We start from the raw sequence: 22,076 nt of genomic DNA, 5'->3' as shown, positions 1-22,076 counted from the left end.
GGGCGACGATTTTGACCCTAAGCGGACGTCGCTTATCGCTCACCTGAGATATGCAGTGTCTGCAACTCCAGCTCCAATCTGCGCACGGTCCTGCGCTTTTGCGGGCAGTCGCCAACCTTTCACCAACCCATAGATCGCCGGTATCACGATCAACGTCAGTAACGTGGACGAGACCATACCGCCGATCATTGGCACGGCGATACGCTGCATGACCTCAGAACCTGTGCCAGTGCTCCACATGATGGGTAGCAATCCAGCCATGATTGCAACAACCGTCATCATTTTCGGTCGGACGCGTTCAACTGCGCCGACCATGATGGCACGGTAGAGGTCTTCACGCGTGAATTGCCGTCCTTGAAGCAGACATTCCGCCTGGACTTCGCGCTTGGCGTTATCGAGATAAATCAGCATCACGACGCCGGTCTCGGCCGCGACGCCGGCAAGCGCGATGAAGCCAACGGCAACTGCTACCGACAGATTAAAGCCCAGCCACCATATCAGCCAGAAACCACCGGCGAGTGCGAACGGCAGAGACAGCATGACGATGAGCGTTTCGGTCAGTCGCTGAAAGTTCAGATAAAGAAGTAAGAAGATGATCATCAGTGTTACCGGCACGACCATCTGCAAGCGTGCTTCGGCGCGCTCCAGGTATTCAAACTGTCCCGACCACACGAGATAGGTGCCGGGCGGCATCTTCACCTGTGCGTCCACCGCCTTCTTAGCATCGGCGATGTAACCACCGAGGTCTCGGTCGCGGATGTCGACGTAAACGTAGGTTGCGAGCTTGGCGTTCTCGGTGCGGATCGTGGTGGGGCCGCGGGTAAGTTTAATATCGGCGACTTCCCCTAACGGAACCGTACCATAGCCGCCAGGCAACGAGACCACGACATCCTTCGCGATCGCCTGCGGATCGGAGCGCAGATCGCGCGGGTAGCGTATCGCAACCGTATAGCGCTCGCGGCCTTCGACCGTTGTCGTTATTGGCTCGGCGCCAAGCGCCATCGCTACGACATTCTGAACGTCGGCGACCATCAAACCATAACGGGCGAGCCGCTCTCGGTTCGGAATGATCTCCAGGTAATAGCCGCCCAACGTGCGCTCGGCATAGGCGCTTGAAGTGCCTGGCACCGACTTGACGGCCGCTTCGACCTGTCTTGCAACGTTGTCGATTTCGTCGAGATTATTGCCGATCACCTTAATCCCGACCGGCGTGCGAATGCCGGTCGAGAGCATATCGATCCGCGCCTTGATCGGCATCGTCCAGGCATTGGACACGCCGGGAAACTGCAGTGCTTTGTCCATTTCAGAGATGAGACTGTCCGTCGTGACACCCGGTCGCCATTCTTCCTTTGGCTTGAGGTTGACGATGGTCTCGAACATCTCCGTCGGTGCGGGATCGGTGGCCGTTTGCGCGCGGCCCGCCTTGCCATAAACAGACGCCACTTCTGGAAAGGACTTGATGATACGATCCTGCGTCTGCAACAAATCAGCCGACTTCGTGATCGAGAGACCCGGTAATGTCGTCGGCATGTAGAGCAGCGTTCCTTCATTGAGATTCGGCATGAATTCGGTGCCAACCCTGGTCAGCGGCCATATCGAGACCGCGAGAAGGATTGCCGCCAGCGCAATGGTCAGCGTCTTCGCCTTCAGAACACCCTTGATGACGGGACGATAGACCGCGATCAGTGCGCGGTTGATGGGGTTCTTTTCTTCGGGAATGATCCGGCCGCGTACGAAGATGACCATCAACGCCGGCACCAACGTCACCGACAGAAGTGCAGCAGATGCCATTGCAAAAGTTTTGGTTAAGGCTAGCGGCCCGAACATCCGCCCTTCCTGTGCTTCAAGCGTGAAGATCGGAAGGAATGAGACTGTGATGATCAGCAGCGAGAAAAACAAGGCCGGTCCCACCTCGGCAGCTGCCTCGGTAAGGATCTGAATTCGCGGCTTGTCCTTTGGCGCTCGTTCCAAATGCTTGTGGGCATTCTCGATCATGACGATCGCTGCATCGATCATCGCCCCGATGGCAATGGCGATACCGCCAAGACTCATGATGTTGGAGCCGATGCCGAGCACGCGCATCGCGACAAACGCCATGAGGATGCCGACCGGCAACATCAGAATGGCGACTAGTGCACTTCGAAAATGAAGCAGGAACACGATGCATACGGCCGCGACGACGAGACTTTCTTCGAAAAGCGTATGTTTGAGCGTTTCGATGGCCCGGTGGATCAGCTCGGAACGGTCGTAGACCGGCACAACTTTCGTTCCTGCCGGTAGCGAAGGCGCGATCTCCTTCAGTCGCTCTTTGATATTGTCGATAACGGTGAGCGCATTGGCACCATAGCGTTGCAAGGCGATCCCGCTTGCCACCTCGCCGTTGCCGTTAAGTTCGGCAATGCCGCGGCGTTCGTCACCGGTTGTTTCGACGTGCGCGACGTCCTTCAAGAGAACAGGCGTTCCGCCGTCGGATTTGACGACGATGTTCTGAAGGTCTTTGACGCCTTTAAGATAGCCGCGCCCGCGCACCATGAACTCGTGCTCGGCCAACTCCAACGTGCGTCCGCCGACATCCATGTTGTTGTCTCGAATGGCATCGCGAACCTTGTCCAAAGGGATGTTGAAGCTTCTGAGCCGGTTTGGATCGACGACAACGCTATATTGCTTGACGAAGCCACCGACACTTGCGACCTCGGCGACTCCTTCAGCCTTCGACAATCCGTAGCGAACTTCCCAATCCTGCATCGAGCGCAAATCTGCGAGCGACTTGTTCTTGGATTGCAAGGCATACTGATAGACCCAGCCAACCCCGGTTGCATCCGGCCCGAGCGTCGGAGTGACGCCGCTCGGCAGACTCTTTGCGGCGGTATTCAGGTATTCAAGGACACGCGAACGCGCCCAATAGATGTCGGTACCGTCTTCGAAAATGACGTAGACGAACGAGACGCCGAAGAAGGAAAAACCTCGCACCACTTTGGAACGCGGAACAGTCAGCATTGCAGTTGTCAGAGGGTAGGTGACCTGATCCTCGACCACTTGCGGCGCTTGGCCCGGGAACTCGGTATAGACGATGACCTGCGCATCCGAGAGGTCGGGGATGGCGTCAAGCGGAAGTGTCTTTACCGCCCAGATCCCTGCCACCACGGCAAATGCGGCTGCGATGAACACCAACATAAGGTTCTTCGCCGACCAGGCGATGAGGCGCGCGATCATTGGCTAGCCTCCGTCGTTTGGCGCGTCTCGAAGCCCTTCAATGCCGATTGCAGATTACTTTCGGCGTCGATGAGGAAATTGCCGTTGGAGACGACACGATCACCTTCTGCAACGCCGCTCATGATCTCGATGTAGCCGTCGCCTCGCCGGCCGAGCTTCGCTTCTCGGGGCTCATAGCGACCGTTGCCGAGATCAACGAGGACGACCTGTCGGTTCCCACTGTCGATCACTGCGCTCGCAGGAACAGTCAGCGCAGTAGCATTGCCGGTGGAGATATCGACATCTCCGTACATGTCCGGAAGCAGTGCCAAGTCCGGGTTCGGCAGTTCTATCCGCACCGGAATTGTACGCGTCTCCTTATTCAATTGGGGATAGATGACTGTGACCTTGCCTTTGAATGTGCGGCCTGGACGCGCGCGCGTCGTGACCGTCACGGGTTGTCCTGGCTTCACGCCGTTTATGTCGCCTTCGGCAACATCAGCCATCATCCACACGACCGAAACATCGGCGATCCGGAAGCCAACATCGCCGGCTTTGAAGCCTTGTCCATCGCTCCAGTTCCGTTCGAGGACATATCCGTCAATGGGGGAGCGATACGTGAACGTGTCTGGTACGCTCCTCTCACGCTTCACCTCGTCCATGAACTCTTCCGGCACGCCGAGATTCCGCAGTCGACGTGTGGCTCCGACGACGCCGGCAGGTCCTTTGAGTCCTGGGAGCTCGGATGCTTCGTCAATTTTCGTCCAAGTCTGCTCGATCAACAGGCGCGCGGCTTGGTTCAAGACTTCTTGGCCGAACACCTTAGCCAACACATCACCTTTCATGACATGTGTGCCTGTCGTTACCGGTCCAACCGACACGACGTACCCGTCGAACCGCGGCGCCAACACGGCAATGCGTTGCTCATCAAGCTGCACCACGCCAGGTGCCTGGATGGTCCTGACCAGCGGTCGTCTCGTTACCGCGACGGTTTCAACGCCGGTACGTTGAATTTTGGCGGGTGAAACCTTGATTGAGTCGTCGTCGCTATCCTCGCCTTCGTAGACGGGAATGTAGTCCATCCCCATCGAATCCTTTTTCGGCACGGGCGATGTGTCCGGCAGGCCCATGGGGTTGCGGTAGAATTTGATTTTCCTGGTGCCGCTGCTGTCAACGACAGGTTTCGTTTCCGGCTTTGCTGTCGGTGAAGACGATGTCCCGTCTTCACCGACATGAACAGCAATGTAAGGCCTGCCGTCATCGGTCGTTTTGGGTGTCGGCGAATAGAGCGGCTTGCCGTCGGGATCGCGGTAATAAATGACAGGCCGCGGTTCCTCGGCGCGCGCTTCGGTAATGACCGCTGCGGGAGTCGGCGGAAGTTTGAGCAGGTCTGTTTGACCCGCCCAAATACCAGCTCCCGTCGCAGCCGCTAGCGCTGCGACGGTCGCCGTTCCCCTTATCAAGGCGCTCATTGGACGGCCTTGACGATGAGTTTGTTTTCGACCGTGCCAGTCTCGCCCTGCACCTTCGCGCCAAGCGAGAGCGCCCATTGGCCGGCCATGCCGAGGTCGGTCTTGAACTTGTAGACGCCGGGTTCCGTCGACGAAACCACCTCGATCGGCGCGGTCATCGCTTCCATACCGTCGGGACCCATATCGATGCGCTTGGCAAAGATCACAGCATCAGCGACGGCCCGGCCTGACGGCTTGTGCACGAGCTTCACCGAAATGACGGCAGCGCCCTGCTTCACTTCCTCGTCCAGGAGCTGGAATTCGTAGTCCTTAGTGTCGGCAAGGGCCGAGGCGGCCATGCCCATGAGAAGCGCGACGCCGAGGGCAGCCGCACGCAATGAATAGCGTTGCATATTGGTTGTCTCCGATTGTCATTGAGCCCGCACAGGCCATCATGGCCATGCGTACGAGGGCCACGGCGAAGAGCCGCGACCGCACAATCACGCTGACTGCGTGGGCTCAGACGCTCGGAGGTCGAAGTAAGGGTGGGATTAGAGAACCAGCGGTGACCGGCGTAGGCGCAGGCGCCACTCCGCGGCTGACAACATCACGATGAAAATGGGCATCAGAAATCGGTGCCGACAACGGCTGAAAACATTTTACGAGGCAGTTCGCCATCTCGGGGCAGAACTTCTGCGGGCAATGAGGGCAGGACTTGCCGGTTTTGTGGCAAGGCATCGCGTCAGATTGACCGGACATCGTCGTGTCGGCAGAGGCTGTCGCACCGCTTGAGATGGCGAAGGCATAGGTCGCCGTAAGCGGCATGGCAATGAGAGCGCTCAGTATGGCAAGCATACCGAGAAGCCCAAACCAGCGCTGAAACAGACGCATCCTCATGGGGTGCAGAGTGCCATACCTCTTCGTGCGCCGCAATAAGGGGAGTGCGGCCGTTCGGTGGCTTTTGCTGACGCAATGCTTATGTTTCGATAGCACTCGATTATGCGACGCTTCGCGCAGCTACGCATCATCGTCTCCAGCTCTTTCTTCAGGGCCTGCAGCCGCGCAACGCGGTTTGCCACGGCTTTCAGGTGCTCGCTTGCCAGCGCATTCACCTTGGCGCACGATTTCTGCGGCCGCCCAGAGAGATTCAGCAGTTCGCGATCACATCGACTTCGAACCCCAATTCGCGCGCATGGCGGACGAAGCCAAGCCGAGTTACGGCACGCTCATCATAAAGCCGCCATTTGCCCTCGGTCCTTGGCGCCTCCGGCATCCCGGCACTTTTAAAGCCTGTTGCCGCAATGAACCGACCGCTGGAAATATCCTTCGGAGCCCACCTAGATTACATTTTTGCATTAGTGCAGACGGCGGCCAAGGAACATGAGTGCTTTCATGGTGGCGTGTTGCCCCAACACCGACGTATCGTGGTGACCTGCGTTGTAGTCAATCGATAATTGCTTGAGCGATAACTTCGAAAAGTGATGCAAGCTCTTCATCTTCGACACGGTGTATTTCGATAAGTTCGGAACACGCGAGCCGCATTGCGGCCTTGAGTTCGATCGTTTCGAGATCGCCGCTTATCAGTCGGGAGCAAGCAAGCTTCACGACAACACTCCCGTGCAGTTGAAAGGGGGAGCGTATCGATAATCACTCTCAGTCAGCAGAGCCTTGATGTAACTGCCGATGGTTTCGTTTATCAGAGTGCAGATGGAATATCAGCTGCAACTCGCAAGACTCAGCCGACTTGGGCAACGTATTATTTTTCGATCTTGTAATGCGATGATTACTGCTTACATTATATTGATCGAGCTTCGCTGAAACCGACTTGGCCTCGCCCGCGGAGCGTGCTTGACCGACGACCTTCCAAAAGAGTTCGACCAACTCTGCCTGACTTCGTCGGGGAGCAAACGCTTTCATCTAATGAGAAATCCTATCTATGCAAACTGGAACCGTGAAGTGGTTCAATAGCCAAAAGGGTTTTGGCTTCATCCAACCTGAAGACGGCGGCAACGACGTATTCGTCCATATCAGCGCGGTAGAGCGTGCAGGTCTGGGAAACCTAAGCGAAGGGCAAAAAGTCTCTTTTGACGTTGTTGCCGATCGCCGTAGCGGCAAGTCTTCCGCAGATAACCTTCGCGCCGTGTAACGGCATGCCGAAGAAATAGATCGGGCTCGACCACGGATGTACTGGCGATAAGTTCGATCGAATGGACCCGCGCCTGGCGTAGCCGCCAGTTGCGGGTTTTTTGTTTTTGCCGAGCGCGTAGGAGACCAGCTGAATGGCAACGACGCAGAGATTTCCGATTAATACTGCCGCTACAAAGTTGCGCCGGGCTCAAGAAGCGTCGAAGGCAATGAAGGACCATGAAGCGGAGCGGCTCGCTGTACGGGCGAAAACGGAACGTCTCCGTGCAGAGCGATTGGCGCGAGAGGCCATCGCCCCGACCAATAACAAGAAGTCAAAAAGATAACCGCGCCATCAATAAGGAATATCGCGGTAATATACCCCTTCCCGCTTCATTTTCCACCAATGCCGCATCTGAAGTGGGCCTATGTAGACACAGTCGCCCATCGCTATGCTAATTTCCAGCTTCTCGCCGCGTACATCAAATTCGCTTGCCGCCATCGCGAACGCCTCGGCCTCGATATCAAACGACACTTCGCGACCGTCTATTGTAAGCGTGTAGGAAGGAAGCGCCATTTAGCAATCTGCCTTTCGATGTGCTTCGTGACCCAATCAAAACGTGATGGCGACGTAGGATTGGCCGCAACTGGTTGTGGTTAGCTGGATCCTCGGTGATGCTTCGGCAAAGTTCGAGTATCTTCGACCGGGCGAGCAACGTGATAGCCGCAGGACCTCAAGTCCGAGAGTGCTGTCATTGAATCGATGCGGAAAACATCTAGCGCGACATCCGACATTCGAACTTCATAGGCGCGGCTCCAGTTCTCTTGATACGACGCGGCTGGCGGCAGATCTGATCCACACTTTTGAAGCGAAAAGCCAAGCGCGCCGGAATTCCCGCTCGTGAATACGTAGACCATCGGTGCCAGCTCCATATTTCGACAATCCTTAGAAGAGCAACGACGTTCTAGTTGACAGATTTGGTGGTTGCACACAGGCGGCGTGGTCGACTGCGGCCCTTGCGAACACAATTGCGGTCGCAAGAGAAATCAGGTTTTTCTCTTTCCGCCGCTGGCGCTCATTGTCGAGCCCAGTGTGGCGCTCTGGAACTGCGGTACGCCCGGACCTGACTTCGGTTTGTCCGCCTTCGGTTTCCTGATTTCGCGATTGCTTCTTCGCTGACCTTTGGGCATTTCGTTACACACCGGTTTTGAGAAAAAATCATATGGGTTAACTTAACCGAGGAGGGGCCACCGATAGCCACGGTCCAAAAGCGACAGGTAGTGCTCCATCGCAGGTCTGATGTCGGACAGGCGATCAGCACGATAGTCTTTGACCAGATCCTCGACTTCCTCCCAACTGAAGAGCTGAGAGGGTTTCGATGCCGTGACATTTGTCGATCGGGTTTCTACAACTGCATCATTGTATGCTCTGATGAGGCGAACGCTGCGCTCCCGCTCTTCGCTGGAAAGCCGTGCGAAGGATGCTAAACAACTGCTGATATCCGGCATTTTAGCGCTCCAAAATTTCTTGAGCTAAGCCATATCGTCGGTGGAGGCTTTTGGTGCTTCCACCTCATCGTCATCTTCGATCTCAATTAAAAGATCTTCAGAAGGCGACGGAATTTCCGATTCCTTCTCGGCGCTCTCATCGGCCATCCCGGTCTCATCGACGTCGTTTATTGGGATTTTGGCCTGAGGTTTTGTTGGCTCTGGTGGACGTTTGAACCTAACTGGCCGCTGTTTCCCGAGCGTCTCGAAGTCGACCCGAACGATCGACGAGGTGTTGGAAATCGTGCCGCAGTGCGGACAAGCGGGCTGCAGGCTCATCAGATCATAGTATCGGCTGCCACAGGTTTCGTTTCCGCAAGTCTGCTTTGTCCCGCGCTTAGTCTGCAGGGCGGATCTTGTGACGACGTGACTTGGGAGCATATTCGTTACCTCTCGCCGGCGTTGGAATGACGTGCATATGACGGCGAAATGCACGGTGTCTGAATTCAATCTGCTAGTTGAGAATTCTCGGGTACGTGAGACTTGGATACGACTGCCGAACTCCAATTCCAAATTTATCGTCGACAAAAAGCGTCAGCTTACGCGAAAACGAAATCGCACGTGCGTAAGCTACCGCGTGGGCTTTCACTCTGAATGCAAGCAACGCGAGACCCTGAGAGCCGCGAAACACTGCCCAAGCGCCGTCACTGCGTCGCGTGACGCGAATAAAATCATTTTTCATAGCAGGGCTCCTTACGCGCTCCGGAACAAACAATCCGGAACGGGCTAATGATCAAAGCGATTCAAGCCAATAGTTGTCAGCCTGAGAGAGGCGGCATTGGCAGAGGCCCGAATTCGGGACGGAGCAGAATAATGCCAATGCTTAAGGCGCTGTTGAAGCTCGTGCGCCATATATCAAAGCCACAGTAGACCTTTGGCATCGGGATGTCCAACCTTTAATCCCATTCGCCGAATGAGACTACTTCTAGCCCTTCGATGCGTCGTCAGTAGTCAGGCTCCAAATCTCAATCTTGAAGCGTCGGTTTTGCGTTGGCGCGCGACTACAAAAATCTTGAGTACAAGTCGTCTGCTGGCTGGTGGCACCGTTACTCGGGATAGGATTTTTCAGTGTCGGCATGAACGCCTTCGTGCTGTGGTGCGCCCGGCTGACTAAAAAGGATGAACGCCAGCACGTTGCCGGGATCTGACGAGGCGTCGGTGCGACAGGCGGCCAATTTGCCATTCACCGCGGTGGTATATTCGGCGACTACTTCGCCAAACATATTCCGCTGCACGGCGATGGTCTGACCAGCTTTGACGTCCTCGTCGAGCTTAGCGTGAAATTCGACTAAGCCCCCATGCGTGGCAATGATTGGAAACGCGGCATTGCCAATGAGCATTTTTGCGTCTGCTGCGGTTCGGCCGATGGAGCCGCTGATGACGCCATAATGTTTGAGAACGTTCAATGTCCCTTCGACGAACAGGGCGATCATATCTCGATCGAGCACGCGCGCCGCTCCGACTTCGGGCGTGAAGCACGGGATGCCGACATCGACGAACGCGTTGTGCAAGACGCCCGGATAAGCCGCGTCATCCCACATCAAGCCGACGGGATAGAGGTCGGCCATGGTCTTCACGTCGGGGAGGTGGCGATCCCCGATGAGGAAAGCAGCGACTTCCAGGCCGGTCGTGCCGGTGTGGAAGTCAATCGCCAAGTCGGAGTTTGGTTTCAGGAGGCGATTGAACAAAAGGCCGGCGTGACGGCTTGTGGCGCTTGCGCCGTTCTCGTCTCCCGGCCATTCCCGGTTCATGTCGATGAGATCGGTCCCGCGCCCCGAATTTGGCCACCGGCGCTGCATGCTTTCGACGGCGGGGCGTGCAATGTCTAAGACGGCCATGACCGTGCCAGACATCTGCGTCGGATCGAGCCGGTCGATCACCGTCTGGACCGTCTGGATCGAACTCATCTCGTCGCCATGCACGCCACTGGTCAGGGTGAAGCGCTTGCCTGGCCGAACGCCCTTGGCAATGACGACGGAGACGTACCAGTGCTGGCCGCCAGGCGTCTCAACGCCTTGGAAATAGAGAAAATGCTTTCGGCCCGGTTCGAGGTCGTCGACGTTCAGCCGACTGACAACTTTCTTGCCTTGGATGGACTCGCCCGTGAAAACGGTTTCCGAGTTTGAGCCAACAGTCTTCGCAGTTTCTTCAGAAGCGGCCGCGACAGCGTCGCTGACGACGATTGCAGAGGTGCCGGCGAGGGCAATCGAATGGGTCATGAAATCGCGACGATCAATCTTGTTAGGCGACATGACAGAGGCCTTTCGTCAGATGGATCCGATAGCTAATGGCAGACCATTTTCGTGTAGCGGCAGGAGAGCGCTGGGAACGGCGGGCGTCAAACGAATTCGCGACGCGACCGTTGCAAAGATTAACCGGCTGTGAAGCTCGGACCCTTCATGAGATCATTGAGACAATGGCTCTCGGCCCAGAGTTTAGACCTCCGCAGGTTGGACATGCCGGAGGCAACCTAAAGAGATCCGTTGCAACAGGTCTCGCCGAGGCGATCGTCCGTTTCACTTTGTTGCGGGCCGACTTCCGAGTGAAGCCCATGCTCTCAAGGCGTCTAGCGCCGGGCAAAGATCTTGCCCCCACTGCGTCAGCGCGTATTCGACTTTAGGTGGGACTTCCTGGTGAATCGTTCGCGCGACCAGACCGTCGCGCTCGAGTTCCCGCAACTGTTGAGCGAGCATCTTCTGGGTGACCTCGGGAATTGCGCGTTCGAGTTCCGAGAAGCGCATCACAGGAGTGGCGTTGAGGTTGAAAAGGATGCGTAGCTTCCAGCGGCCATCAATCGCCCTCAGCGCATCTTCGGCAGTGCGCGAAGCATTATCCGTTGGGGCAACCGTATTGCGGCGCGCAAGGGACCTTACTTTTTTGTGCGTACTTGTCATGGAGAAACGATCATCGCTAAGAGGTCCATCGTTGAGCGTTGCGTGCTGTCGATAGGGTCGAAATCCGGCTTATTCAATGCGCGCAATTGGAGGAAGCTTTAGATTGGAGACAATATCCCAAAAATCGACGAACCAACAATGTGACGTCGATCACTCATTCCAAGATGAGGGCGATCGGCTGCACATCGCGGGCAGTATCTGCCGAACAAGACGCAGATGGACCTGAAGACGCGATGAGACACGCGGCTATCGAACAATGAGCCGTGTCCTGGAAACGGGAATCACCGGCCGGATCAAGTCAGCAGTACCAACATTTAAATAACGTTCGCCGTCGCGGCGCGCGACAGCGGGCGATTGGCAACCCTCATGGAGGTTTAATGAGCGCCAAAGCCGTTTTCATAAGTAGCGTTTGCGGTCTGTATCTGATTGTCGGTTCCGCCTACGCTGCGGGTCCAACGCAAGAACAGCTGAACAACGCGGAGAATGACGGAGCCAATTGGCTCTATGCTGACCATGACTATCGCGGCCATCGGTATTCGCCGCTCGGTCAGATCAATACGAAAAATGCGGCGGACTTGGCTCAGGTCTGCAGCTACAGCTTCCCTGAGAAGATGCCCGCGCAGACTGCGCCCATCGTGTATAACGGCGTCATCTTCGCAACGACGGCACACTACACGGTGGCGCTCGATGGCGCGACTTGCAAGCCCGTCTGGCAGTATCAGTGGAAGCCGAGGGATCACGAAACATTCGTCACGCAGCGCGGTGCTGCGATCAAAGACGGCAAGATCGTGCGCGGCACGGCGGATGGCTATCTCATCGCGTTAGACGCAGAAACCGGGAAGGAAGTCTGGGTCCGACAGGTTGTCAAACCGACCGACGGCTATTTCTTCAGCATGCCGCCACTGATTTATGACGACCTCGTACTCATCGGTCCCGCAGGTTCGGAATTTGCCAGCAAGGGCTGGGTCGGTGCGTTCAAGCTGAGCGATGGCGAGCAAGTTTGGAAATTCAACAATGTGCCGGATCCGGGCGAACCCGGTGCCGAAACGTGGGGACCGGATCCAAGCATATTGAAACACGGCGGCGGCAATCTCTGGACTCCGATGTCGCTGGATGTCGAGAAGGGCTGGCTTTATGTCCCCGTCGGCAACCCGGCGCCGGATTTTTTCGATCGGCATCGTCCGGGCGACAATCTCTATACCGGCTCGGTCGTTGCGTTGGATGTCCACACCGGGAAACTTGCCTGGTATTATCAGGCGGTCCCGCATGACGTGCGTGACTACGATCTAAGTCACGCGTCGCCGGTTTTCACGACGAACATTGATGGCAAGGCGCACACGCTCCTGGCTCTCAACGGCAAGGATGGTCTGCTGCGCGGGTTGGATCGCGACACGCGCAAGATTGTCTACAGTGTGCCGTTCACCACGCGCGAGAATGCCGAGGGTGACTTGAAGCCCGAACTTGGACGCGTTTGTCCGGGCCTTCTTGGTGGCCATGAATGGAATGGCGGCGCCTATAGTCCACGTCTGCGTGCCTTGTTCATGCCCGCGACCGACTGGTGCAACCACATCGTTCCGGATAAGGAGGCGCCGAGTCCCAAAGGCCAAAACAAGCAAGGTCAGTTCTTCGGCGGAAAGTTCGAGTTTGAGCCATGGGACAAAGCGCGAGGCTGGGTCGGTGCTTTTGACGATGCGACGGGCAAAAAGCTCTGGCAGTATCAATCTGCGAAGCCGGTGATTGCCAGCGTTGCCGCGACAGGTGGCGATCTGGTTTTTGTTGGCGAGCTGACAGGTGATTTCCTGGCCTTCGACGCCAGGGACGGCAAAGTCCTGTTCAAGCACGATCTCGGCGGCCCTGCTGCAGGCGGCGTCGTAAGTTATGTGGTTAGCGGCAAACAATACGTCGGCGTCGTCTCAGGTTTTGTGGGCGGCTATTATCATCAGTTGGCGCCCGCCATCGAGGGCGGAAACCCGACGATTACGGTTTTTACGCTGAAACCATAACGAAAATCGCTCGGCGCTTCCCTCGGATGCCAAGCGTACTTGGAGCGCGGCCGGAGACTTTCCGGCCGCGCTGTTTTTAGGTAGCGGTGACTGGGGCGGAGGAAACTTGCCTCGTTGCCTTTGATTAAAGCTCTAGCTTGCTCGCCGTCTTCGTCTTCCAGATTTCACTTTTTATTCGTGCAAGCTTGTAGGCGTCGGGGATCGACAAAGCCCAGACGAAAAGCCCTGCCGCCGCGCGACCAACGAATGATTGAGTTGGCGTCGAGAAATGCCACGTCAGAGCCGCGAGCAGCAGTGTGAAGAAGGCAAAGCGCAATCCTCGTTGCGGTTCGCCGATTGCAACGTGACCAGCGCCCGGTGCTAGGCTCGCAAGAGCCAACACAAGATAGGGGTTAAGCGGTCGACGCTCGATCGCAGCAATCATGCGGCCTGCGCCTCATCTGGTGTGTCTAACGAAGAACTGAGATCGCCCAGAGCTGAGAGGAGGCTCTCGAAGATCATGGGATCGACGCCGGAGCTCTCAAAGCGGCATTGGCGAAAGAGCAGATGTTCGCCGCGCGCGCCTTCGGCGGCCTGCCAGATGAGGCGAAGTCCCCGGGCTGTCACAGCTGCTTCTTTCATCCGAGGATCGGCGAAAATGCGCCGAAGCGCAGGCGCCGAACCGTCGAGCGAATTTTGCGACGCGTGAGCGCTGCCCTTTGCGAGAATTTCAGCGGCGATGCCGGTCGGCGGATCGAGGACGACGGCATGCGCAGCCGTCAGCGAATAAAATTCGGTGCCGCAAGGTCGAATGAGCAATGAAAATTCCGGAAAATGCGGGCGGGGTTCGATCCGCGTCAATTTCAGCCACAACTGAGGCAATCGACGAATGGTCATCGTATCGGGGACCAACTCGGCGCGGAGATAGTGTCCGCGGTGAAGCCCTTCAAGCGTCGGGAAGCCGTCGCCGCCGTGTGTGATCTTCGGATCGGATAGCGCTGCAGCACAACCGTCCAGCAGCGGACGTCGGGCCGCGATAATCCTTCGGTGCTCCCGCATCGCGACGTTGACGAGGACCACGAGGCCGATGAGGGCGAATGTCAGAGATAAGGTCAAGGAATGTCTCCAGCCTGAAAGAGAATGGCGGCGCCGACCGCCATTCCCTTTTTCACCTTCAATAGCCTTGTGGTCGGGGCCATTGCATCGTGAACTGATCTCCACGCCGCACATATTGATAGCGGTGGAAGTGGAACCAGAGCGACGCGACCATGAAGAAGACGAGCATCGCGACGAGCTGGGTTCCATATCCGAGGAACACCGCGAAATATGTTGCCGAGCATAGGATCAGCAACACCAATGCGGGCAATGGGTGGAACGGATGGATGTAGCCCCGCTTGATCGTTCCGAGCGGCCATTTCCTGCGGAACAGGATCACGTTGAGCGACATGTACGTGTAACCAAGTAGGCCCGACAGGATCGAGAACGTGATGACTTGGTCGAGCGGTGCGAAGTAGGCAAACACCAATGCTACCGGAACGAGGAACACGATCGATCGATAGGGTGTCCGGTTCTTCGGATGTACGGCACCAAACCAGGTCGGAAGATAGCGATCGCGCCCCATCGAGAACCACGCGCGGGATGCGTCGTTGATGCAGCCGTTCGCCGAAGCGAGCGTCGAAAATACGGTTCCGACGAACAGCAGCACCATCAGCGGCATCGAGCTTGTAAGCCGTGCAGCATCGAACAACGGCGTGACGGCTTGGCCGAGATATTCCCACGGCATCAAGCCGGAGCAGATGTACCACGTCATCGTTGCCGCGATCAGGAGCGTGATGATTCCGGTCATGGTGCCGAGAGGCAATGAGCGCGCCGGTGAGCGAACCTCCTCTGCGGCCTGACAGGTTCCTTCGATGCCGAGGTAATACCACAGGCCAAAGTGCAGCGATGCGATGACGCCAAGCCAGCCGTAAGGCAAACCGTTCAACAGGTCCTGATGATGCAGCAGGTCGTTTGTCCAAGGCTTCACCGCTGTAAACAAGATCAGGATCGCGATGAAGGCCACGGCGGTCAGCACCAAGTTCACGGTCAGCGTCGCGTAAACGCCGCGATAGTTGAGCCATGCGAGGAACATGATCGTCAGCACGATGAAGGGTTTATCGTGCACGTCGGTAAAGCCGGCCATCGTCCCGACTGTCTGCACGAGATACCCGAGGGTAATAGCGTTCGCCGCTTCGAGCATCGTGTAGGCAAACACCAGGTAAAGGCCGACGTTGAACGCCATAAGCGGTCCAACGATATGTTTTGCCTGGGCGTACTGGCCGCCGGCTGCCGCGACAGTCGATGTCACTTCGGAATCGATCATCGCGACGCAGGTGTAAAGCAAGCCGGCAACCCAGCATGCGATAAGCGCCGCGATCATGCCGCCCTTGCCGACGGCGAAGTTCCAACCCATGTATTCGCCGACCAACACGATGCCGACGCCAAGTGCCCAGACATGGCCTGGGCCGAGCACACGCAGCAGAGAGATTTTCTCGCCGTGAACCGCAGTAGACTGTGTCATCGATGGCCCCCTTGGTGCGGCGGATCAATGACAAGCGTGTCGTCGATTTCACCTTCTCTGGATGAGGTCAGAAGCTCTTCGTCGTAGGACCTGTCGGTGCGGATCATGTCGAAGAGCATCCATAGCCCGAGGATCGCAGACAGAGCCCAGGCCGCGTATTCCAAAAGTACGAAACTATTCATGAGGTGCCTCACTTTTTGCCGAAGCGTTCTTCGATGACGTCGCGGTATTCGGTCCGTGAGAAAATGAAGAGCAGGACGAAATATCCGATGATTACGACGGCGGTGATGGCAAGCTCGGCGGTGTTGAAGCTGTAGTCGAAGCGCGATGTGATGAGCGAGGCCGCTGTGTCAGGCGTGAAGCCCAACTTTTCCCATTGAGCCTGCTGCACGGCATTCTGGCCGAGTCCGGCCCATGTCGATTTGTCGGCAACGGGGAGATCAATCTTTCCGCCGCCGGCAAGTTTCAGATAGAGCGGCGCGAACAATGCCGCGAGAACGAGCACGAGAAGAAACAGACTGTCGACGAGCTGGCCGAACGCAGATTGCTTCGGAGGCTCGTAGTGTGAGTTGGCCACGTTTCCACCTATCAATTCGAATTTGTTATTTTTTCTTGAGGTCGAGGTAGTGCAGGTCGAGACCGTAGATCTCGTCGCGCTCTTCGCTCAGGTGGAAGAGCATCGCGAGGATGGCCGCGGTATTGAAAAGGATGACCAACGCCCCCGCGACAAGGAGCGCGCCGACCACTTCCGATGAGCCCGCGTAGTCTTTGATCTCGTAAAAGACGAATGCGTAGAGAAGCCAGAGCACGATAATCGCGGACAGAGACCACATGCGATCGCCGGAGAATTTCCCGGTAATACGAGGGTCTGAATTCGTTTTTTGCATTTTTTCTCCCTTCGCCTCAGAGTGCTGCTCGGGTGCAAGGCTTGGCGCGCTCTCCCAGACGTTGCGATTTGAGCGTTGCTCCCTGCGACATAAGTGGCGCAGGGGGGCGGCGTTTCGTCAATATTTTTTCGTGATAAGAAACAAATATTCGATGCTGCGATGCGCATGTTCGTGCCGCAGAGCACCAAGCAACTTTAGCCAAAATCAAAATGTTACGTCGCGTGCGCTGCAATGACGTGCTCGGTATTTGAGCAAGATGTTTTATTGAGCGGGCGTCAGTGAGGGTTTGTTGCATCTGCGAAGTCAACGGGATGCGAATTTCGCAAGTGCAGGACGGCAACGGACTTAGGCCTTGCGGCCTCTTCGTCGGCCGCTTGATAGGAGTCCGTCGGCAAGGAAAATGAGATGATGATCGCTCGTGCGATCAGTCCGACGGGATAGCCTTTTCTGTTGGCGTTGGGACAGACGCCGACCTGATGAATAAAGAGCGTCAAGTTTTCGTGCGGCTCATTTCCAAGCCTGCAACAAATTCTTTGTTCGGGCATTAGGTGCGCTGGGCCCAAGGCACCGGCCGCGGGAAGCATCCGTCCATTGTTATCTTCATGCATCGTTGCCTTCTATGCATCAGGTGCTGAGTGCCTCACGCGTATCGCAGCATGAGGCGGAGAGCGCGCGGCGTGCCGATCCACAATGGATTTTCCGAAGAGTCGATAAGCGCCGTTGAACGAGCGCTGACGTCCTCAGTGTTTCTACGGAGGTGTCCAACCGGGGTCTTATCGTTACACGCCTGTTAACGCCCACTGATGACCTGCTCGTACCGGGCAATCGAACAAGGATGCACGTCAGCACACTGCTGTCTTGCTCGCTTCGACAACCGGGGCCGCGCTGCTGAGCGCGGTGAGGGGGTTTCTTCAGGGGAGAATTCAACTTATGAGCTACCGCATCGGCAGAGCGCAATTGGCTCTTTGCACTATGTTTGGTACTGCGGTTTGTGCATCGACTGGTGCCTTCGCCGCGGATCTTTCAATTCCGAACGTTCCCGATGACGAGCAGGTCGTGACGGTCATGCCGAACGGCACCATTCGTCTTGGTGCGATCAAACTGAAGTTCGGGGGCTTCAGCGAATTCGCAACGTTCTGGCGCTCTCGCAACGAAACGGCAGACGTCGGTAGCTCGTTCGGCGGAATTCCATTCGGTAATAGTCCGTTGGCGCACGAGCATGAAACACGCTTCAGCGCCCGCCAAAGCCGGGTGTCTGCGTTAGCCACAGGTGATCTCGACCAGTACACGCATCTGTCGATGTATGTGGAGTCGGACTTCCTCGCCGCCGGGACGACGTCAAACTCCAACGAGAGCAACAGCTATACGCCCCGCATTCGCCATTTCTACGGTGCCTACGACAACGACCTGACGGGCTGGCACGTTCTCGCTGGTCAGACGTGGAGCCTGCTGACGACGAATACGAAGGGAATTCAAGCGCGCAACGAAGACATCCCGCTCACGATCGATGCGCAGTACGTCGTCGGGTTCAATTGGACACGAAATCCGCAGTTCCGCGTGGTGAAGGATCTTGCTCCGTGGCTTGCGGCCGGCGTTTCTATCGAAAGCCCGTCGACGCAAATCGCCGGTTCCCCTCCATCGGGCGTCGATGCAAACCATCCGGGCGGATCGCTGCTCAACAGCACGGCGAACTACAGCAACGACGTCATGCCTGACGTTGTCGGTAAGTTGGCGTTTGATCCCGGCTGGGGCCACTACGAAATCAAGGGTATTGTGCGTGGTTTTACTGATCGCGTGAACCATAGCAACAACACGATCCTTGCTGGCGGTGGCGGCGCTTCAGCATCGCTGCCCATCATTCCGAAGGCGCTGGAACTGCAGGCGAGCTTCATGGCCGGAAACGGCATCGGGCGCTACGGTTCGGGACAGCAGCCGGACGTCACCTTCAATAGCGATGGAGACTTCGTCGCAATTCCTGCGGTGCAATTGCTGACGGGTCTGGTTGCGCATCCGTTCAAGGGTGACACCATGTATGCCTATGGCGGCCTCGAGCAGAACTTCAAGAAGGTCGATGGCAACGTCGGCTATGGTCTCGATACGGTCAACAACTCAGGTTGCGATATCGAAGGGGGAACGTGCCAAGCGCAAACGAAACGCCTCTGGGAAGTCACGGGCGGCGTCTGGCAGGATATCTATAAGGGCTCGTTCGGGCGTGCGGCAGTTGGTGCGCAGGCCGAGTACATCAAGCGTGAAGCTTTCGATAGCACAGATGGCGGCGCGCCGACGACCGATGACATGATCGTGCTCGGATCGTTCCGCTACTATCCCTTCCAGTAAAGACACTTACCGTCTCCACACTCCAGGCGCTGCTTCGGCAGCGCCTTTTTTTTTAGGTGCTGGGGCGCACGTCATCTTCCCAAGCGCGAAAACACCCTGCTGCTCGTGGATGTTTGGGAGAACACACGCCGTCAGTATTTTCGCGGACGTACGTCTGCGTTCGTCATCTGTCGGACGGCAACGAGCGGAATAACGCTCCATCGGCGATCAAACTAAATTTGTTTGCACGCAATCGAATTGCGGCGGTGGCTACGTTCGCGCTCATGCATTTGCGGCTTGCGAGCACCGAACTTCAAACTCCCGAATGGAGAGTTCGCAATGCATAAATTCTCACTCGCAGTCTCTGTTTCTTTGTTTGCGCTTGGTTTCGCCACGGCAGCGAGCGCTCATGCCCGGTGCGACGGCGATTTTCAATTTATCAATGGCAATTGGATCGCAACGCGATATTGCCAACGAGCGGAAGCTGAGCATGTCGCGAGAGCTGAGCACACGCATATCACCCATCATACGGTGAGTTCGCGCGACGAGACGCCGGAGGAGTTCTGCCGGTGGCACAACGGTCAAATCGAGACCGATACCTATTGCTCCAGCTACAACGACTAACCCCGTCCGGAGCGCATCGCCGGCGCTGTTTGCAGTCGCTAACGGCGCCGGTCATGCTGAAGCATTCAGTCGCGTCGTAAGGATCAGGCGCTTTCGGTGTCGCCCTGATGCCGATTTTTTTCGGCTCGGATCGGAAGCAACATCTCTTCGAGGCGCACGGCAATCCGCACGAGATCGGCGATGTTGCGAGCGCCCGTCTTTTCCATCACCCAGGCGCGATATGTTTCGACAGTACGTGGGCTAATTTTTAGTGTGAGAGCGATTTCCTTGTTCGAAAGGCCCTTGACCGCAAGATCCATCACTTGCCGTTGACGGTCCGACAGTTCGTTGACGCGCGTCGCGAGCTTGACGGCCTCCTGGTCGTGGTTGCGCTGATTTTCGGTTTCATTAATTGCCGACGAAATGCTTGCGATCAGGCGGTCGGGTGAGAACGGCTTTTCAATGAAATCGCGGGCACCCGCTTTAAGCGCTGCGACCGCCATCGCCACGTCGCCGTGCCCGGTAATGAGCACCAGCGGAATCATGGGCCATTTTTTTGCGAGTTCTTTCTGAAGTTCCAGACCGGACATTCCCGGCATGCGGATGTCGCAGACGATGCACGAAGGAATCTCATTCGCTTGCAAGGCAGAGAGAAACTGTTCGGCCGATGCGAACGAGCATACGCCAAAGCCGTGATTGCTGAGCATCAGAGACAAAGAATCTCGGACGGGTTCGTCGTCATCGATAATCGCGACTGCTGATGCGAGTGTCATGATACAGTACCCCTTGGGAATGAATTTAATCGAATACGAACGAGGGCACCTTTGCCTACGTTTTCGAGGATGAGCTCGCCTCCGTGTCCTTCGACGATGGTTTGACTGAGCGAAAGGCCAACTCCGAGGCCATCTTTCTTGCTGGACGAACGAATTCCGGATTTTTTCAGATTGAAGCCTGGGGGGAAGCCGGGTCCGCTATCGCGAACCTGGATTTCAATGCGGTTTCCGTCGATGTTGTTGGCGCTGATACTGATCAGTCGATCTTTCGACGGATCGTTTTCGCTCATCGCGTCGATAGCGTTAGAAATGATATTCATAAGGACCTGCTCAATCTGCAGACGATCAACGGCGGCGTTGCGGATATTGCGTGCAACGGTGACCTTTACCGAGGCGCCGGTCCGTTGAAGATTGGGTTCCAAAAGATCGAGTGCTTCTCGTATTAAAAGATGCGGAGATTGCTCTCCGATCTGCCTGCGTCCCAGCCGGATGAAATCGCGGAGGTTGCGGACGACGGCTGCGGTGCGGTCCACCTGGCTTGCGACTTTCGAAGCGGCTTCGATAGCGATCTTCCGATCGCCTTCGCCCTTTACGAGGTATTCCTGCACCAGCTGAGTATAGTTCGAAATGGCGGTCAAAGGCTGGTTGATTTCATGCGCGATGGCAGTCGTGACTTCTCCGGCGCTGCCAAGACGGAAGATCTGCGAAACCGAATCCTGGTTGAGGCGCAAGTCCTGTTCGAAGCGGCGACGGTCGGTCACGAGACCGCCGATGGCCAGTCCAGTAAAGGCCAGGACAAGCATCAGCGACTGATACGTTGTCACGCCCGCAACCTGCGGTCCTGAAATCAGAAGCGCAATTATCAGGCCGACCTCTGTCACCACAAGGGCGTAGGTTGCGCCTTTCAGGCCGTGGCGGAGCGCAATCCAGATGATCGGGAAGAACATCACGTTGAAGAGACGAAAATGGGGAAGGCTGCTAAAGCCGAATGCAAAGACGAGCGCGGCGACGATTGCCAGTCCTTGGATGCAAGTCTCCAAATTGGGCTTGGGAATTCCGCCGCTGCCTGCCACCATCAGAATAAACGGCGTGATGATCGAGACGCCGATAAGGTCGCCGACGGCGTACCTAAAAATATTGTAAGGAACGGCATTAACCGTCAGTACTCCCGACGCATAAAGGAGTATTACGGAGGCTGTCGCCACAAGAACTGAACTGATGATCGCGGTGCCTTCGAGAAGCAAAACGTCGCGCAGCGTTCCGAGCTTAATGTCGAATTGCCAGCGCGAATGCTGGACCCAGTTCAGTGCGACCGCATAACCTCCTCCCACGATGATCGGCGAGAGAAGTTGCGCAAGAAGCGGGAGGTCGCGGCGCAGAATCACGTTGGAGGCAGCAACGGCGAGTAAGAGGTAAGGCCAGAATCGTCGCCCGAACATGAGAAATGTCGCGAACGCTAGGCCTATCGCGGGGCTCCACGGGACGATATCGAACGATGGCGTGGATGAGATGATGCTCAGCCATTCCAGTACGACGTAGGCAATGATGTAGGCGGGGCCAATCAGCCAAATCGGGGCAGCTTGCATTCGAGCCATACGATTCGCATGCGTTCTTTCTGTCACCACTACTTGCGACATCGTTCTTTTCCTACGCTGCCTAGCGTCCCGCCACTCCGTACGGGAACGGAGGCTTAGTCACGGACGGTGCGCCACGCAAGCGCACGGCCGGAATTTGCCTCTGTGATAA

22 protein-coding genes are annotated in these 22,076 nt (G+C 56.6%); 3 read left to right on the top strand and 19 right to left on the bottom strand.

Annotated features, from left to right (window positions below):
* Positions 1–39: 39 nt before the first annotated feature.
* From RLW55_RS18095 to RLW55_RS18075, 5 genes are all read right to left on the bottom strand, one after another.
* Positions 40–3,213 (bottom strand): efflux RND transporter permease subunit, encoded by a 3,174-nt coding sequence (locus RLW55_RS18095; RefSeq protein ID WP_423414974.1) that lies wholly within the window; start codon positions 3,211–3,213, stop codon positions 40–42.
* A complete protein-coding gene (locus RLW55_RS18090) occupies positions 3,210–4,664 on the bottom strand; it encodes an efflux RND transporter periplasmic adaptor subunit (protein WP_423414973.1) in 1,455 nt (484 codons plus the stop codon). Before RLW55_RS18090 ends, RLW55_RS18095 begins: the two co-directional genes overlap by 4 nt.
* On the bottom strand, positions 4,661–5,056 hold the full coding sequence (locus RLW55_RS18085) for a FixH family protein (RefSeq protein ID WP_414462265.1): 396 nt from the start codon (positions 5,054–5,056) through the stop codon (positions 4,661–4,663). Before RLW55_RS18085 ends, RLW55_RS18090 begins: the two co-directional genes overlap by 4 nt.
* Positions 5,057–5,536: 480 nt before the next feature.
* On the bottom strand, positions 5,537–5,755 hold the full coding sequence (locus RLW55_RS18080; protein WP_423414972.1) for a hypothetical protein: 219 nt from the start codon (positions 5,753–5,755) through the stop codon (positions 5,537–5,539).
* A 35-nt stretch (positions 5,756–5,790) separates the two neighbouring features.
* Positions 5,791–5,916, bottom strand: coding sequence for a MerR family transcriptional regulator (locus RLW55_RS18075; protein WP_423414971.1), 126 nt, complete (start codon positions 5,914–5,916; stop codon positions 5,791–5,793).
* Between the two features lie 663 nt (positions 5,917–6,579).
* Between RLW55_RS18075 and RLW55_RS18070 the strand changes: the two genes are divergently transcribed.
* On the top strand, positions 6,580–6,789 hold the full coding sequence (locus tag RLW55_RS18070; RefSeq protein WP_013947124.1) for a cold-shock protein: 210 nt from the start codon (positions 6,580–6,582) through the stop codon (positions 6,787–6,789).
* A 333-nt stretch (positions 6,790–7,122) separates the two neighbouring features.
* On the opposite strand, the gene RLW55_RS18065 is transcribed toward RLW55_RS18070, so the two are convergent.
* The 6 genes from RLW55_RS18065 to RLW55_RS18040 form a co-directional block, all read right to left on the bottom strand.
* Positions 7,123–7,344, bottom strand: coding sequence for a hypothetical protein (locus RLW55_RS18065; RefSeq protein ID WP_409562939.1), 222 nt, complete (start codon positions 7,342–7,344; stop codon positions 7,123–7,125).
* Positions 7,345–8,000: 656 nt separating this feature from the next.
* On the bottom strand, positions 8,001–8,276 hold the full coding sequence (locus tag RLW55_RS18060) for a hypothetical protein (protein ID WP_409562940.1): 276 nt from the start codon (positions 8,274–8,276) through the stop codon (positions 8,001–8,003).
* Between the two features lie 24 nt (positions 8,277–8,300).
* Positions 8,301–8,696 (bottom strand): FYDLN acid domain-containing protein, encoded by a 396-nt coding sequence (locus RLW55_RS18055; protein WP_409563245.1) that lies wholly within the window; start codon positions 8,694–8,696, stop codon positions 8,301–8,303.
* Between the two features lie 73 nt (positions 8,697–8,769).
* Entirely contained in the window at positions 8,770–8,997 is a 228-nt protein-coding gene (locus RLW55_RS18050) for a DUF2188 domain-containing protein (RefSeq protein WP_423414970.1), read from the bottom strand.
* Positions 8,998–9,361: 364 nt separating this feature from the next.
* The gene (locus tag RLW55_RS18045; RefSeq protein WP_423414969.1) at positions 9,362–10,567 is read right to left on the bottom strand and encodes a succinylglutamate desuccinylase/aspartoacylase family protein; all 1,206 of its coding nucleotides are present in this window, start codon (positions 10,565–10,567) and stop codon (positions 9,362–9,364) included.
* Between the two features lie 264 nt (positions 10,568–10,831).
* A complete protein-coding gene (locus RLW55_RS18040) occupies positions 10,832–11,209 on the bottom strand; it encodes a winged helix-turn-helix transcriptional regulator (protein ID WP_409562942.1) in 378 nt (125 codons plus the stop codon).
* A gap of 377 nt (positions 11,210–11,586) precedes the next feature.
* On the opposite strand from RLW55_RS18040, the gene RLW55_RS18035 reads away from it, so the two are divergent.
* A complete protein-coding gene (locus tag RLW55_RS18035) occupies positions 11,587–13,212 on the top strand; it encodes a pyrroloquinoline quinone-dependent dehydrogenase (RefSeq protein WP_423414968.1) in 1,626 nt (541 codons plus the stop codon).
* 124 nt (positions 13,213–13,336) lie between these two features.
* On the opposite strand, the gene RLW55_RS18030 is transcribed toward RLW55_RS18035, so the two are convergent.
* Genes RLW55_RS18030 through RLW55_RS18005 form a run of 6 tightly spaced genes read right to left on the bottom strand, consistent with a single transcriptional unit; the run spans position 13,337 to position 16,638 of the window.
* On the bottom strand, positions 13,337–13,636 hold the full coding sequence (locus RLW55_RS18030; protein WP_423414967.1) for a hypothetical protein: 300 nt from the start codon (positions 13,634–13,636) through the stop codon (positions 13,337–13,339).
* A complete protein-coding gene (locus RLW55_RS18025) occupies positions 13,633–14,307 on the bottom strand; it encodes a hypothetical protein (protein ID WP_423414966.1) in 675 nt (224 codons plus the stop codon). The genes RLW55_RS18030 and RLW55_RS18025 overlap by 4 nt, the downstream gene beginning before the upstream one ends.
* A gap of 58 nt (positions 14,308–14,365) precedes the next feature.
* On the bottom strand, positions 14,366–15,751 hold the full coding sequence (locus RLW55_RS18020; RefSeq protein ID WP_409562946.1) for an APC family permease: 1,386 nt from the start codon (positions 15,749–15,751) through the stop codon (positions 14,366–14,368).
* Complete coding sequence (locus tag RLW55_RS18015) at positions 15,748–15,933, bottom strand: hypothetical protein (protein WP_409562947.1); 186 nt, start codon at positions 15,931–15,933, stop codon at positions 15,748–15,750. The genes RLW55_RS18020 and RLW55_RS18015 overlap by 4 nt, the downstream gene beginning before the upstream one ends.
* 8 nt (positions 15,934–15,941) lie before the next feature.
* Entirely contained in the window at positions 15,942–16,328 is a 387-nt protein-coding gene (locus tag RLW55_RS18010; protein ID WP_409562948.1) for a hypothetical protein, read from the bottom strand.
* Between the two features lie 25 nt (positions 16,329–16,353).
* Complete coding sequence (locus tag RLW55_RS18005; RefSeq protein ID WP_013947140.1) at positions 16,354–16,638, bottom strand: hypothetical protein; 285 nt, start codon at positions 16,636–16,638, stop codon at positions 16,354–16,356.
* Between the two features lie 930 nt (positions 16,639–17,568).
* Here RLW55_RS18005 and RLW55_RS18000 point away from each other — a divergent pair.
* Positions 17,569–18,975, top strand: coding sequence for a hypothetical protein (locus RLW55_RS18000; RefSeq protein ID WP_409562950.1), 1,407 nt, complete (start codon positions 17,569–17,571; stop codon positions 18,973–18,975).
* A 686-nt stretch (positions 18,976–19,661) separates the two neighbouring features.
* Here RLW55_RS18000 and RLW55_RS17995 read toward each other — a convergent pair.
* On the bottom strand, positions 19,662–20,330 hold the full coding sequence (locus RLW55_RS17995) for a response regulator transcription factor (RefSeq protein ID WP_409562952.1): 669 nt from the start codon (positions 20,328–20,330) through the stop codon (positions 19,662–19,664).
* Positions 20,327–21,916, bottom strand: a complete 1,590-nt coding sequence (locus tag RLW55_RS17990) for an MASE1 domain-containing protein (protein WP_423414965.1) — start codon at positions 21,914–21,916, stop codon at positions 20,327–20,329. Before RLW55_RS17990 ends, RLW55_RS17995 begins: the two co-directional genes overlap by 4 nt.
* Between the last annotated feature and the right edge of the window lie 160 nt (positions 21,917–22,076).

Source organism: Hyphomicrobium sp. B1 (assembly GCF_049532635.1).
GTDB lineage: Bacteria > Pseudomonadota > Alphaproteobacteria > Rhizobiales > Hyphomicrobiaceae > Hyphomicrobium_B.
Note: the sequence above shows the minus strand (reverse complement) of the source record. Positions and strands in the feature narration are given on the sequence as shown.